This is a genomic window from Actinomycetospora sp., from assembly GCF_036497245.1.
Taxonomy (GTDB): domain Bacteria; phylum Actinomycetota; class Actinomycetes; order Mycobacteriales; family Pseudonocardiaceae; genus Actinomycetospora.
In genome coordinates, this window is sequence record NZ_DASXJS010000095.1 from 1 (window position 1) to 13764 (window position 13764).

13 protein-coding genes are annotated in these 13764 nt (G+C 74.7%); 6 read left to right on the plus strand and 7 right to left on the minus strand.

Annotation, left to right across the window (positions count from 1 at the left end):
- The 4 genes from VGI02_RS10455 to ctaE all read right to left on the minus strand — a co-directional run.
- The coding region (locus VGI02_RS10455; RefSeq protein ID WP_331627277.1) for a cytochrome b at positions 1-565 on the minus strand (565 nt) is incomplete at its 3' end.
- On the minus strand, positions 562-1752 hold the full coding sequence (qcrA, locus tag VGI02_RS10460) for a cytochrome bc1 complex Rieske iron-sulfur subunit (protein ID WP_414638238.1): 1191 nt from the start codon (positions 1750-1752) through the stop codon (positions 562-564). The genes VGI02_RS10455 and qcrA, both read right to left, overlap by 4 nt.
- Positions 1749-2576: a cytochrome bc1 complex diheme cytochrome c subunit gene (gene qcrC, locus VGI02_RS10465; RefSeq protein ID WP_331627278.1), complete on the minus strand. Its 828-nt coding sequence runs from the start codon at positions 2574-2576 to the stop codon at positions 1749-1751. Before qcrC ends, qcrA begins: the two co-directional genes overlap by 4 nt.
- 62 nt (positions 2577-2638) lie before the next feature.
- Complete coding sequence (gene ctaE, locus VGI02_RS10470; RefSeq protein WP_331627329.1) at positions 2639-3262, minus strand: aa3-type cytochrome oxidase subunit III; 624 nt, start codon at positions 3260-3262, stop codon at positions 2639-2641.
- A 242-nt stretch (positions 3263-3504) separates the two neighbouring features.
- Between ctaE and VGI02_RS10475 the strand changes: the two genes are divergently transcribed.
- Both VGI02_RS10475 and trpD read left to right on the plus strand, forming a co-directional pair.
- The gene (locus tag VGI02_RS10475) at positions 3505-3933 is read left to right on the plus strand and encodes a hypothetical protein (protein ID WP_331627279.1); all 429 of its coding nucleotides are present in this window, start codon (positions 3505-3507) and stop codon (positions 3931-3933) included.
- A gap of 92 nt (positions 3934-4025) precedes the next feature.
- Positions 4026-5075 (plus strand): anthranilate phosphoribosyltransferase, encoded by a 1050-nt coding sequence (gene trpD, locus VGI02_RS10480; RefSeq protein ID WP_331627330.1) that lies wholly within the window; start codon positions 4026-4028, stop codon positions 5073-5075.
- 136 nt (positions 5076-5211) lie between these two features.
- Here trpD and VGI02_RS10485 read toward each other — a convergent pair whose 3' ends face one another.
- The gene (locus VGI02_RS10485) at positions 5212-5490 is read right to left on the minus strand and encodes an Lrp/AsnC family transcriptional regulator (protein WP_331627280.1); all 279 of its coding nucleotides are present in this window, start codon (positions 5488-5490) and stop codon (positions 5212-5214) included.
- Positions 5491-5580: 90 nt separating this feature from the next.
- Complete coding sequence (locus tag VGI02_RS10490; protein ID WP_331627281.1) at positions 5581-7413, minus strand: DEDD exonuclease domain-containing protein; 1833 nt, start codon at positions 7411-7413, stop codon at positions 5581-5583.
- 73 nt (positions 7414-7486) lie between these two features.
- Between VGI02_RS10490 and VGI02_RS10495 the strand changes: the two genes are divergently transcribed.
- The 4 genes from VGI02_RS10495 (at position 7487) to VGI02_RS10510 (ending at position 11720) form a co-directional block, all read left to right on the plus strand.
- Positions 7487-8857, plus strand: coding sequence for an NYN domain-containing protein (locus tag VGI02_RS10495; protein WP_331627282.1), 1371 nt, complete (start codon positions 7487-7489; stop codon positions 8855-8857).
- Positions 8858-8965: 108 nt separating this feature from the next.
- Positions 8966-9304: a hypothetical protein gene (locus tag VGI02_RS10500; RefSeq protein ID WP_331627283.1), complete on the plus strand. Its 339-nt coding sequence runs from the start codon at positions 8966-8968 to the stop codon at positions 9302-9304.
- A gap of 200 nt (positions 9305-9504) precedes the next feature.
- Positions 9505-10527 (plus strand): C40 family peptidase, encoded by a 1023-nt coding sequence (locus VGI02_RS10505; RefSeq protein ID WP_331627284.1) that lies wholly within the window; start codon positions 9505-9507, stop codon positions 10525-10527.
- Between the two features lie 14 nt (positions 10528-10541).
- A complete protein-coding gene (locus VGI02_RS10510) occupies positions 10542-11720 on the plus strand; it encodes a glycosyltransferase family 4 protein (protein WP_331627285.1) in 1179 nt (392 codons plus the stop codon).
- 96 nt (positions 11721-11816) lie between these two features.
- Here VGI02_RS10510 and VGI02_RS10515 read toward each other — a convergent pair whose 3' ends face one another.
- Positions 11817-13610 (minus strand): AMP-dependent synthetase/ligase, encoded by a 1794-nt coding sequence (locus VGI02_RS10515; RefSeq protein WP_331627286.1) that lies wholly within the window; start codon positions 13608-13610, stop codon positions 11817-11819.
- Positions 13611-13764 lie beyond the last annotated feature (154 nt).

A 13764-nucleotide genomic window follows, 5' to 3' on the forward strand; every position in this document is an offset into this window, starting at 1 on the left:
TGACGATCGCGGAGAGGCCGGTGCGGATGCCAGTGCCGGAGAGCAGGTCGTCGGGCAGCGAGTAGCCGAGGAAGCCCTCGATCATGCCGGTGAGCAGCAGGACGACGCCGAGCACCCAGTTGGTCTCGCGCGGGCGGCGGAACGCTCCGGTGAAGAACGTCCGCATCATGTGCGCGATCATCGCGGCGACGAACAGCAGCGCCGCCCAGTGGTGCAGCTGGCGGATGAACAGCCCGCCCCGCACGTCCATCGAGATGTCGACCGCGGACTCGTACGCCTTGGACATGATGACGCCGCGCAGGCCCGCGTACGAGCCCTCGTAGGTCGTCTCGGCCATCGACGGGTCGAAGAAGATGGCCAGCCAGGTGCCCGTGAGCAGCAGCACGATGAAGCTGTAGAGCGCGATCTCGCCCAGCATGAACGACCAGTGCGTGGGGAAGACCTTGTTGATCTGGCGCCGGACGGGCCCCGCGGGGTGGACGCGGCTGTCGACCTCGTCCGCAGCCGTCCCGAGGAGCTTCATCGCTGCGCTCCCGCTGCGCTTCGGCGTGGTGATGGCACTCATGGTCTGCGCTCCCAGAAGCCGGGCCCCACCGGCTCGATGAAGTCACTGCGGGCGTACAGGTACCCCTGATCGTCCACGGCGATGGGCAATTGCGCCAACGGGCGGGCCGCCGGTCCGAAGACCGGGCGGGCGTACTCGTTGGCCTGGAACTGCGACTGGTGGCACGGGCACAGGATGCGCATCGTCTGGTCCTCGTAGAGGGACGTCGGGCACCCCATGTGACTGCAGATCTTCGAGTACGCGAAGAGCGAGCCGTAGTTGAAGTCCTCCTGGCCTGCCCGCTTGATCACCGACACGTTCGAGCGCAGCCGGATGAGCATGACGGGGGAGTCGGCGGATCGGACCGTCTCGGCGAGCTTCTCCGGGTTGTTCCGGTCCGACTCCTTGAACGGGAAGACCGTCTCCATCGAGCCCGGCTCGAGGTCGCCCGCCCGCACCAGGACGACGTCCTCGGCGTCTCCGTTGAACTTGCGGACGTAGACCCGCTCCCCGTTCTCCGAGCGCCACTCCGTGACGAGGAGGGGCGACTCGTCGCCCTCCTTCCACGGGTTCTTCACCAGTCCGCCGAACGCCGCGACCGCGACGCCCGCCCCGAGGATGCCCCCGGCGGCGCCGATCGAGCGGACGATCAGCTTGCGGCGGCCGAGGCCGCTCTGCTGCCCGGCTTGGACCAGGCGGGCGGTGGCGGTGCGACGCTCGAGCTCCTGCGACCGGCCGTCGTGGCGCTGCTGGATCGTCAGGTCCTCGGGCAGCAGCTTCTTCGAGTAGGCGATGACGCCCATGCCGGTGGCGAGGACCGCGACGCCCAGTGTGACGCCGATGATCGGGGTGTAGAGGGCGTACGCGACCGCGCCGGCGTCCGTCGGGGACACGTACTCGTGGGGCCACGCGATGAAGGCGACGATGAACGCCAGGCCCATGACGGCGGCGATGATGAACCAGCCGGCCACCTGCCGCTCCGCCCGCTTCTCGGCCCGGGTGCCGGGCACGGGGAAGCGGGGACGGTCCGAGACGACCTCGATGTCGTCGATGCGGTTGCCGAGACGCACCAGGTCGTCGGTGCTCATCTCGGCGAGTTCGGCATCGCTGGGGATGCGCAGCTCGTCGGAGGCGTGACTGCTGCCGGACTCGGTGCCGGAGCCGTGGTCTCCGGACCGGCCGGACGGGGTTTCGGGTGGTGCACTCACTGGCGGGATCCGATCCAGAGGGAGATTCCGATCAGGGCGGCGAGGCCGACGAAGAAGGCGACGAGGCCCTCGGGCACCGGGCCGAAGCCACCGAGGCCGTTGCCGCCGGGGTTCGAGCCGGTGTTGTCCGAGCTCACCGACTTGACGTAGCCGATGATGTCCCGCTTCTCCTCGGGGGACAGCTGCGAGTCCGCGAAGGTCGGCATGTTGCCGGGGCCGGCGAGCATGGCCGCGTAGATCTGGTGCGGGCTCGCCGGGTCGAGCACCGGCGCGAACTTGCCGGAGGACAGCGCCCCGCCGCGGCCGGTGAAGTTGTGGCACTGCGCGCAGTTGAGGCGGAACAGCTCGCCGCCACGCCCCAGGTCGGATCCGACGACCGCGTCCTCCGGGCCGGCCGGGACGCTCGGACCGCCGCCGTTGGCCTCGATGTAGGCGCCGAGGGCGTCGGTCTGGGCCGCGTCGAACGCGGGCTTCTTCCGGTCGGCCTGCGCGCCCTGGACCTTCAGCGGCATGCGGCCGGTGGACACCTGGAAGTACACGGACGCCTGTCCGACGCCGATGAGGCTCGGGCCGCGCCCCTGGACGCCCTGCAGGTTCGAGCCGTGGCACGTGATGCAGGAGTTGTCGAAGAGCGACTGCCCCTCGCGGACGAGGGCCGCGTCCTGGCCGGCGGCGGTCTGCGGGGCGGGCTGCACCGCCGCGTAGATACCGCCGACGGCGAGCAGCGCCACGCCGAGGGCGAGGAACCCCGCGACGCGACGGCGCGTCCTGGTGCCCGCTCGCGCCCACGGCCTCCTGCGCGAGGGTGGCGTCCGGTCGCTCATCTCCTGCCCAACCCCTGACTCTCGTGGTGGAAAAGTCACCGCGGCGGTGCCGGTTCCTGCCGTTATCGGATGAAGTAGATGACCGCGAACAGGCCGATCCAGACCACGTCCACGAAGTGCCAGTAGTACGAGACGACGATCGCCGCGGTCGCCTGTGCCGGGGTGAACCGGCTCAGGAACGTGCGGCTGATCAACAGGATGAACGCGACCAGGCCGCCCGTGACGTGCAGCGCGTGGAACCCGGTCGTGATGTAGAAGACCGAGCCGTAGGCGCCCGAGGCCATCGTCGTGCCGTGCTCGGTGACGAGGGTGTGGTACTCGTTCACCTGGCCCAGCACGAAGATCAGGCCCATCACGAAGGTCACCGCGTACCAGCGGCGCAGGCCGAACACGTCGCCGCGCTCGGCCGCGAACACGCCGTACTGACACGTGAACGACGACGCCACCAGGATGATCGTGTTCACGAGCGCGTACGGGACGTTGAGCTCGGTCGGCGGCGGCGGCCACTCGCCCACGTTCTGGGCTCGCGCCACGAAGTACATGGCGAAGAGACCGGCGAAGAACATCAGCTCACTGGAGAGCCAGATGATCGTCCCGACACTGACCACATTGGGCCGGTTGAGGGAGTGGATCCGCGCGCTGAAGGAGGGCGCCGGCGCACTCGGGGCGGTCGTCACGGGCGACATCATGTCACCTCGTCCCGACATCAGCCGGTCGGGGCGACGGGTGGTGATCAGCCCGCCGACCTGCACCGCCGCTCACCTGCGGATACTCCTACTGGGCGTCGTACGTCGTGTCGTAGTCGAGACCCGGATCGCGGGTCGGGCCCCGCCGCGCGTGGTCTCCGGAGCGACGTGGGCCACCCCGCGGCGCGCCTCCCGACTAGGCTGCGGCGCACCGTTCGTACGCGCCTGGGAGGGCCCGCGAGATGACCGCCGACAGTGGTGCCGGACAGCCGCTCGACGTCGTGGTGATGAGCCACCGTCCCGAGGTCCGCGAGGCCGTGATGTCCGCGGTCGGGAGGCGCCCGGCCCGCGACGTACCGCGGTTGACCTTCACCGAGGCCGACGGCATCGCCGGGGTGCTCGGCGCGGCCGACGGCGGCAGGCTCGACCTCGCCGTGCTCGACGCGGAGGCGCAGCCGACCGGCGGGATGGGCGTGTGCCGCCAGCTCAAGAACGAGCGGACCGACCCCGCGCCGGTGATCGTCGTGGTCCGGCGTGAGGACGACCGCTGGCTCGCGACGTGGTCCCAGGCCGACGCGGTGCTCGTGCAGCCGCTCGACCCCGTGACCGCCGCCCGCACGGTCGCCGACGTCCTGCGCGCCGGGCAGCCGGTGCCGGCCCCCCAGGGGTGACCGAGCCGGTGGTCGGGCTCCGCTCCGGCGCCGGGCCCGCCGCGGCGACGGCCGGGGCGTCCGCAGCCGGGGTGACTCCTCAGCCCGTCGCGGTGACGCCGACCTGGCCGTCCCTGCTCGGCAGGCTCCTGCGCGGCGAGGACCTCGCCGGGCCCGAGGCGGCCTGGGCGATGGACCGGATGATGTCCGGGGAGGCGTCGCCCGCCCAGGTGGCCGCCTTCGCCGTGGCACTGCGCGGCAAGGGGGAGACCGCCGAGGAGATCGGCGGCCTCGCCGAGGTCATGCGCGCGCACGCGCGGGAGGTGACGGTCGACGGCGTCGTCGTCGACATCGTGGGCACCGGCGGCGACCAGGCGCACACCGTCAACATCTCCACGATGGCCGCGGTGATCATGGCGGCCGCGGGCGCGCGGGTGGTCAAGCACGGCGGGCGGGCCGCGTCGTCCGCGTGCGGCTCGGTGGACCTGCTCGAGGAGCTCGGGGTCCCCGTCGACCTCGGCCCGGAGGCGGTCGCGGCGAGCGTGGACCAGGTCGGCATCGGGTTCTGCTTCGCCCAGACCTTCCACCCGGCGATGCGCCACGTCGGTGGGGTGCGCCGCGAGATCGGCGTGCCGACCGCGTTCAACCTGCTCGGCCCGCTGACCAATCCGGCGCGCCCCGCGGCGGCGCTCATCGGCTGCGCCGACGCACGGTTCGCGCCGGTCCTCGCCGCGGTGCTGGCGGACCGGGGCGACACCGCCCTGGTGGTGCGCGGCGACGACGGGCTCGACGAGATCACGACGACGACCACCACCACCGTGTGGCGGGCCCGCCCCTCGGGCGTCACCGTCGAGACCCTCGACCCGACGCGGATCGGGGTGCCCGTCTCGGCCCCCGGCGAGCTGCGCGGTGGGGACGCGGGCGTCAACGCCCGCGTCGCGCGCTCGGTGTTCGCCGGCGACCCCGGGCCGGTGCGCGAGGCCGTCCTCCTCAACGCCGGGGCAGCGCTGGCCGCCCACGAGGAGGCCGAGACCGGGCGGACCGACGAGCTGCACGACGCCGTGGCCCGCGGGCGCGATCGGGCGGCGGCCGCGGTGGACGCCGGGGCGGCGGAGTCGCTGCTGGAGCGCTGGATCGAGGTCGCGACCCGCCTGCGGGGGTGAGCCCGTGGGTGGCGTGAGTGGCCCGGTCCGGCCGCTCGCGACGAGGGGCACAGTGCGCAGCTCGCGGGGCGTGTTGAGCTGCCTGGTGTGCTGTTGATCAGCGGGGCCGGGTGGGGCCAGGCGGGAGGCCCGGGCCTCAGTCGAGCCCGACCGCGAACGCCGCGTCCGTGTCGCCCGCGGAGTACGAGCGGAACGCGATGTGGGTGGACGTCGACTGCACCCCGGGCACCCGGCTCAGGCTGCCCGCGATGACGTCGGCGAGCTGCTCGTGCTCGCGGACGCGGACCATCGCGACGAGGTCGACGTCCCCGGCGCAGGAGTAGACCTCCGCGACCCCCTCGAGGTCGGCGATGGCCTGCGCGGTCTCGGGGATCCGGTCGGCGTTCGCGTGGATCATGACGATGGCCGTGATCACGGGGGCTCCCTGGGTCGGCGCCGCGGTCGGCGGTCGGCGGGGGTGGAGCCGGCGGGCATCCTGCGCGGGGCGCCGGGTCCGGCGGGAAGCCTAGGCCCCGCCGCGTCGTCCGGCCCGGAAGCCCGGCCCCGCTGCCTGGTCCGACTCCGGCCCCGACGTCGGCCCGGGTGCCGGACGCCCGGCCTCCCGGGCCTGCGACACCCACCCCGACCACGCGCCCGCACCGTGGGCCGCGACCGCCCACGGCGTGGTGGTGCGGACCATGCGGGTGCCGGGTCGCTCCAGCCAGCGGATGATCACGGCGACCTCCTCCGGCGGTGCCCCGCGCAGCGGCCCCGTCCCCGGCCGCACCGTCTCCGCCGAGACCACCAGCGAGTCCACCACCGGCATCGGCGGCACCCCGCGCCGCGCGGTCCCGGCCGCGGCGAGGCGCCCGTGGCGCACGACGGCGAGGTCCCAGCCCCCCGCGCCGTCCGGGCGCGCGGCGATCAGTTCCTCGGCGCGGGCGAGGCCCGAGAGGCGCTGGACCCGAGCCAGGGCGCCCGCGAGCTCGGCGAGCCGGTCGCGGTGGGCGGCGGCGTCGTCGAACCGCTCGCCCACCGCCAGGGCCGTGACCTTGTCGCGCAGGCGGACCAGGCCGTCGTCGGACCCGCCGTGGACCAGGGCGAGGGCTCCGGCGACGGCGGGGGAGTAGTCCTCGGCGGTCTGCAGCCCCGCGCAGGGCGCCCCGCAGCGGCCCATCCCGTGCAGCGCGCAGGGGCTGCCGTGGCCGCCCCGCGCCGGGATCCGCTGGGTGCAGGGTCGTAGCCGGGAGGCGTCCGCGAGCGCCTCCACGGCCCGAACCGCGTCCCGGCGCCGCCCGAACGGGCCCACGGCGTCGTCGCGAGGTGTGCGCACCACCGACCACCGCGGGAACGGCTCGTCGGTGAGCGCCACCCACCAGCCGCGGTGCGGGTAGCGGGAGCGCCGGTTGTAGCGCGGCGCGTGCCCGGCGAGCAGGCGCAGCTCCCGGACCTCCGCCTCGAGGCCGTGGGCGCACTCCACCCAGTCCACCCGCTCGGCGAGCCCCACCATCTCCTTGACGCGCGCCCGTTTCTCCGAGCCGGTGAAGTACGACCCCACCCGGCGGCGCAGGTCGGTCGACGTGCCGACGTAGAGCACCTCGTCGGCGGGCCCGCGGAAGAGGTAGACGCCCGGGGTGTGCGGCACCGCTTCCGCGAGGTGGCGCTTGCCGCGCTGGGCCGGCGTGGTCTCGACCTGCAGCGCCAGGAGGTCTTCGAGGGTGGCGACCCCGTGCCCGCCGACCCGCTCCAGGAGCGCGTGCAGCACGTCGACGGTGGCCTGCGCGTCGTCGAGCGCCCGGTGGATCGGCCGCGTCCCCGCCCGGAAGAGAGCCGCGAGGGCGGAGAGCCGGCACGACGGCGCCTCGTCGCGCGTGAGGACCTTGCGCGCCAGCCGGGCGGTGCAGACCACCGGCGGGCGCGGCCAGAGCTCCCCGTGCCTGCGGCACGCGGCGCGCAGGTGCCCGACGTCGAAGGGCGCGTTGTGCGCCACCACCACCGCGCCCGCGCAGAACTCGAGGAACCCCGGCAGCACCGCGTCCAGGCGCGGCGCATCGCTCACCATCGCCGTGGTGATGCCGGTCAGCGCCACGATCTGCGGCGGCACGGCCATCCCCGGGTCGACCAGCGTGGCGTACTCGCCCACGACCACCCCGCCCCGGACCTTCACCGCGCCGATCTCGGTGATGGCGTCGGGGCGCGGCGCGGCCAGCGGGTCGGTCCCCTCGGGGTCCGGTCCGGCGGGCGGCCCCCCGGTGGTCTCGAGGTCGAGCACGACGAACGTCGCCGTGTGCAGCGGCGTGCCCAGCTCCTCGAAGGTGAGCTGCGGGTCGGGCCCCGTCACCGGGCGTGGTGCGTTCATCGCGGCGGACGCTAGGACGAGCCCCCGACAGTCACCCCCGCGAGTACGCCCCGGCCGCCGCTAACCTGGGCTAATGGTCGACGGGGAGGTGTCGGGGGCGGACGGGGACGACTCCGCCGACCCCTCACCGGCCGTCGCGCCCGCGGTCCGGGCGGCGCTTCTGGACGCCGCGCCCGAGACCGTCCGCGGCCGCGTCGCGGACCTGGTTTCCCAGGCGGTCGGCCAGATGCCCGCGTCCGAGCTGCCGGCCCCGGTGCGCCCCGTCGCCCGCTTCGCCCCCGCCAAGCGGGCGAAGGTCGGGGCCGGGCCGATGCTCGCCGCCCTGGGCAGCGCCGAGGGGTTCGCCGACGAGGTCGTGTCGTGGTGGCGCGAGCACCGCCCCGACGAGTGGGCGCCGCCGATCGCGGAGCCGGTCCACGCCGCGGCGGTCGCGGTCCTGACCGGCGACGAGGACGCCGCCCGCGGGCTGCTGCGTGACGCGGGAGAACGGGCCGACGTCGGGCGGCTGCGGGCGGAGCGCGACGCCGCGGTGGCCCGGGCGGACAAGCTCGCCGCGGACCTCGAGCGGGTCACCGCCGAGCGCGACGAGGCGCGGGCCGCCTCCCGGGTGGCGACCCCCGACCTGTCCGACGAGGTCGCGAAGCTGCGGTCCCGGCTGCGTGAGCAGGGCGTCCGGGTCCGTCGGGCGGAGGACACCGCGGCCGAGGCCGCCGCCCGCCTGGAGGACGACCGGGGCGACCTGCAGCGCGAGGTCGAGGATCTGCGCCGCGAGCGCACCCGCGGCCACGAGGCGGTGGCCGCCGCGGAGGCGCGGGCGCGGCGGGCGACGGCCGAGCTGGAGTCGGCCCGCCGGGCGGCCAACGAGGCCCGCCGCGCCGACGACGCCCGGCTCGCGCTGCTCGTCGACACGGTCGCGGGCGCCGCGTCCGGCCTGCGCCACGAGCTGGGCCTGCGCGCCGACGACCGGCACGTGGGGCCCCGGCCCGCCGAGCTCGTCGGGTCGATCGCCCGCGCCCCGATGGCCCGCGTCACCGACCCCGCCACCCTCGACCGCGTGCTCGCGCTGCCCGAGGTGCACCTGCTGGTCGACGGCTACAACGTGACCAAGACCGGCTGGCCGAGCCTCTCGCTCGCCGCGCAGCGCGACCGGCTGGTGGCCTCGGTCGCGCCGCTCGCGGCCCGCACCCACGCCGAGACCACGCTGGTGTTCGACGGTGCGGGCATCACCGGGGTGCCCACCGCCTCGGTGCGGGGGGTGCGGGTGCTCTTCTCCGACCCCGGGGTGATCGCCGACGACCTCATCCGCCTGCTGGTCGACGCCGAGCCCGAGGGACGGCCCCTCGTCGTGGTCACCTCCGACCGTGCGGTGGTCGACTCGGTGCGCCGCCGCGGTGCGCACCCGGTGCCCTCGAGCGTCCTGCTCGACCGGCTCGCCCGGATCTGAGACCTGGGTCACATCGACTGCTTCCGACGGCCGAGGCTGTCGGACCCCCCTCCTACCGTCCGCCACGACTCCCCCGGAGAACCCGGGGCCGGACCGGCGGAGGCCGCGATGATCATCGACTGCGACACGTGCGTGGTGCGCCACCAGGCCTGCGACGACTGCGTCGTCGGGGTCCTGCTCGGCGTCCCGGAGGTCCCTGAGCGGGCCGTGGACGAGGGTGTGGGGGACGGGGCCGGGGCGCCGCGCGAGCCCGCCGCCCCCGGGGCGCCGCTGCCGGTGGAGTTCGGGGCCGTGGAGCGCAGAGCGCTCGAGGTCCTCGCCGACCACGGGCTCATCCCGCACCTGCGACTCGTGACGGCGGGCCCGGAGACGGCCGCACCGTCGACGACGGGCGTCGAGCGGGTGCCCGCTCCGCGCGGGCCCGGGCGGCGCCGCGACGTCGGCTGACGGGCGCCGGGGAGCGGCCGTCCGGCGCACACCGGGGCCGGGGCGGGCACCACGCGGACGGGCGCGCGGGGTGGTCCGTTACCGTCCTGTCACCTCTCGCGGACGCGCTCCCCGAACCGACCGTCGAGCAGGCGGTCACTGTTCGAGAAAAGGACTCCCCGCCCGTGATGCCCGGACCGTCTCCCCGTCGTGCGCGGCTGATGACCGCGTCCGCGGTCCTCGTGCTGCTCGCCCTGCTCGGTCTGGTGGCCCCGGCCACCGCGGCGGCCGACCCGATCGTCCCGCCCGGCGCCAGCGACGTCGTCCGCCGCCTCGCCGACGCCAACGCCCGCGCCGAGGCCGCGAACGAACAGGCCATGGGCGCCCGCGAGCAGCTGCCGGTCAAGCGGGCCGAGGCCGGCCGCACGACGAAGGCCGCCGCCGCGGCGCGCACCGCCGTCGACGCGGCCCACGCCCGGCTGGACAAGGCCTACGTGGCCGTCGACCAGTTCACGCGCAGCTCCTACCAGGGCGGGGACCTGAACCAGCTGGGCGCGCTGCTGTCCAGCCCCTCCCCGCAGTCCTACCTGGACAAGGTCAGCCTGCTCGACACCGTCTCGGAGTCCAACCGGGCGGCCCTGCAGAGCTATCTCGACGCCTCGTCGGCCGCGGATTCCGCTCAGCGCGACGCCGACGCCCGGGCGCTCGACGCCCGCCGGGCCGCCGACGACGCCCAGCAGGCCGTCACCGACGCCGCTCGCACGAAGTCCGACGCCGACCGCGACGTCGCGGCCGCGAACGCCGTCCTGTCGCGCCTCTCGTCGTCCGACCGGTCGCAGCTGCGCAGCGGCGGCACCACGAAGTTCCCGACGAACATCGCGGGCGACTCGCTCGGCATCGCCGCCCTGCGGGCCGCGCTGAGCCGGCAGGGCCTGCCCTACGTGTGGGGCGCGACCGGGCCCGGCACGTTCGACTGCTCGGGGCTCGTGCAGTGGGCCTTCCGGCAGATCGGGATCGGGATGCCCCGGGTCGCCGCCGCCCAGCAGCAGGTCGGCCAGTCCGTCACCCCGGACCAGGCCCAGCCCGGCGACCTCGTGTTCTTCGGTGATCCCGCCTACCACGTGGGCTTCTACGTCGGCGGCGGCCAGTTCCTGGAGGCGCCGCAGTCCGGGGACGTCGTCAAGGTCGCGCCCCTGCGGGGCAACGTCTCGTCGATCCGGCGCATCGCGCCGCCGCCGGCATAGGGGCCGCGCCGCCGGTGTCCGTGCCCGACGCCGCGAGGACGCTCCTCGTCACCAACGACTTCCCGCCGCGGCCCGGCGGCATCCAGTCGTATCTGCACGAGCTCGCGGTGCGCCTGCCTCCGGGCGCGCTCACCGTGCTCGCCTCGACCTGGCCCGACGCCCATGACACCGACGGCCGGTGTGCCCGCTTCGACGCCGAGCAGCCGTTCGCCGTGCACCGGCTCCCGACGACGATGATGCTGCCCACCCCCGCCGCGGTCCGCCGCGCGACCGAGATCGCCCGGTCGGAGGGCTGTGACACGGTGTGGTTCGGCGCGGCGGCGCCGCTGGGGCTGATGGCGCCGACCCTGCGCCGCCGGGCGGGGGTGTCCCGCCTCCTGGCCAGCACCCACGGCCACGAGGTCGGCTGGTCGATGCTGCCCGGGTCGCGGCAGGCGCTCGGGCGCATCGGGCGGGACGTCGACGTCGTCACCACGGTCAGCCGGTACACCCGCGGGCGCATCGCCGCCGCGCTCGGCCCGGACGCGGCGCTCGAACCGCTGCCCCCGGGTATCGACACCCGCCGCTTCGCGCCCGACCCGGGCGCGCGGGCGACGATCCGCGCTCGCCACGGGCTCGGGGACCGCCCGGTGGTCGGGTGCGTGTCCCGGCTGGTCCGGCGCAAGGGGCAGGACGTGCTGATCCGCGCGCTGCCCGCCCTCCGGAGGCGGGTGCCCGGGGCGGCGCTGCTCATCGCGGGCGACGGGCCCGACCGTGACCGGCTCCACCGCCTCGCCCGCGAGCACGACGTCGTCGAGCACGTGGTGTTCACCGGACCGGTCGCGCACGAGGAGATCCCCGCCCACCACGCGGCCCTCGACGTGTTCGCCCTGCCGTGCCGCACCCTCGGGCGCGGCCTCGACGTCGAGGGGCTGGGGATCGTGCTGCTCGAGGCGTCCGCGAGCGGGGTGCCCGTCGTCGCCGGCCGCTCGGGCGGCGCCCCGGAGACGGTCCTCGGCGGCCCGCCCGGCACCCGCACCGGCCGGCTCACCGACGGCCGTGACCCGGCGGACGTCGCCGAGGTCGTGGGGGACCTGCTCGCCGACCCGGACGCCGCCGCGACCGCGGGCGCGGCGGGCCGACGATGGATGCAGGCCGCGTGGACGTGGTCCTCGCGCGCCCGCCGACTCGGCGCGCTCGCCCGTCCGGAGTAGCGCCCCCGCGTTCGGACGATCACCCCTTCCGAACGAACGACTCGTTCGTGCACATAGAAGCCACGAACGAGTCGTTCGTTCCGAAGGGGGGAGGGCTCAGCGCTGGGCGTACACCTGCTCGATGTCGGCCGCGCGCTCCTCGGCGATGACGTTGCGCTTGAGCTTCATCGTGGGCGTGAGCTCGCCCGAGTCCTCGGTGAAGTCCGAGGTCAGGATGCGGAACTGGCGCACCGACTCGGCCTTCGACACCGCGGCGTTCCCGTCGTCGACCGCGGCCTGGATCTCGGCGCGCAGGTCGGCGTCCTCCGCGAGGTCGTCGGCGGTCGTCCCGGACTTGCCGTGCTCGGCGGCCCAGTCCGGCAGCGCCTCGGCGTCGAGGGTGACCAGCGCCGCGACGTAGGGACGGTTGTCCCCGACGACGAGCGCCTGGCTGACCAGCCGGTGGGCGCGGATGCGGTCCTCGATCACCGCGGGGGCGACGTTCTTGCCGCCCGCGGTGACGATCAGCTCCTTCTTGCGCCCGGTGATGGACAGGAAGCCGTCGTCGAGGGCGCCGATGTCACCGGTGTGGTACCAGCCATCGACGATCGTCTCCTCGGTCGCCTCCCGGTTGCGCCAGTAGCCCGGGAAGACCACGTCGCCCTTGGCGAGCACCTCGCCGTCGTCGGCGATCGCGACCGTGATGCCCGGCAGCGGGCGCCCGACGGTGCCGACGCGCAGCCCGTGCTCCCCGTTGGCGGTGATGGCCGCCGAGGTCTCAGTCAGGCCGTAGCCCTCGTAGATCGGCACCCCGACGCCGCGGAAGAAGTGCCCGATGCGCGCGCCGAGGGCGGAGCCGCCGGACACCGCACCGCGGCACTGCCCGCCGAGGGCCTCGCGCAGCTTGCCGTACACCAGCGCGTCGAACACCGCGTGCTTGGCGCGCAGCAGCAGGCCGGGGCCCGAGCCGTCGAGCGCGGTGCTGTACTCGACCGCCGTCGCCTCGGCCATGTCGAAGATCCGGCCCTTGCCGCCCTGGTAGGCCTTCTGCTTGGCGGAGTTGTAGACCTTCTCGAACACCCGAGGCACCGAGAGGATGAAGTCGGGCTTGAAACGGGGGAGTTCGGCCGAGAGCTTCGACGTGTCGGCGAAGTGCCCGACGACGTAGCGGTGCTCCTGGGCGGCGATCTGCACGACGCGGGCGAAGATGTGCGCGAGCGGCAGGAACAGCAGCGTCGAGTTCCCCGCCTGCATCAGCGAGCCGAAGACCTCGCCCGCGGCGCGCACCTCGAACAGCAGGTTGCGGTGGGTGATCTCGCAGCCCTTGGGGCGGCCGGTGGTGCCGGACGTGTAGATGAGCGTGGCCAGGTCGTCGGCGCGGACCCCGGTGCGGCGGGCCTCGACGTCGGCGTCGGACACGGCGGCGCCCGCGGACTTCAGGGCCTCCACGGCCGGTGTGGCGCCGTCGATCTGCCACACATGGGCGAGGTCGGGCAGCGAGCCGATCACCTGGTCCAGGGTGGCGCGGTGCTCGTCGGTCTCGAGGACCACTCCGCGGGCCCCGGAGTTCGACAGGCACCACTCGTACTGCGTGGCCGAGGACGTCTCGTAGATCGGCAGGCCGGCACAGCCCGCGGTCCAGAGCGCGTAGTCCAGCACCGTCCACTCGTAGCGGGTCCGCGCGACGATCCCGACCCGGTCACCGGGCTGCAGGCCGGCGGCGACGAAGCCCTTGGCGACGGCGACGACGTCGTCGCGGAACTCGCGGAAGGTCACCGGCGTCCACTCGCCCCCGACGGAGCGGCGGTAGGCGACGTCGTCCGGGTGCTCGTCGGCGTTGGCCCACACCGCATCGGTGAGCCGGTCGTCGTCCGCCACTTTCGCCGCGGCCGGCACGCTGTACTCCTGCACCCCGCACACACCCTCTCGAGACGACCGAGGTCCTCGACGACCCCCGGTCAGCGCAGCCTAGGGCGAGGGCGACGGTCCGTCACTACCCCCTGGTAACCGAACGAAACGCCTGAACAGGACGAATCGTTCAGGACTCCCGGTGCGGAGCAGGTGA

What these genes read in the sequence shown, in the direction of transcription:
- qcrC (WP_331627278.1), bottom strand. Translation starts at nt 2,576, where the DNA reads ATGAGCGACCGGACGCCACCCTCGCGCAGGAGGCCGTGGGCGCGAGCG.
- ctaE (WP_331627329.1), bottom strand. Translation starts at nt 3,262, where the DNA reads ATGTCGCCCGTGACGACCGCCCCGAGTGCGCCGGCGCCCTCCTTCAGC.
- VGI02_RS10475 (WP_331627279.1), top strand. Translation starts at nt 3,505, where the DNA reads ATGACCGCCGACAGTGGTGCCGGACAGCCGCTCGACGTCGTGGTGATG.
- VGI02_RS10490 (WP_331627281.1), bottom strand. Translation starts at nt 7,413, where the DNA reads ATGAACGCACCACGCCCGGTGACGGGGCCCGACCCGCAGCTCACCTTC.
- VGI02_RS10495 (WP_331627282.1), top strand. Translation starts at nt 7,487, where the DNA reads ATGGTCGACGGGGAGGTGTCGGGGGCGGACGGGGACGACTCCGCCGAC.
- VGI02_RS10500 (WP_331627283.1), top strand. Translation starts at nt 8,966, where the DNA reads ATGATCATCGACTGCGACACGTGCGTGGTGCGCCACCAGGCCTGCGAC.
- VGI02_RS10505 (WP_331627284.1), top strand. Translation starts at nt 9,505, where the DNA reads ATGACCGCGTCCGCGGTCCTCGTGCTGCTCGCCCTGCTCGGTCTGGTG.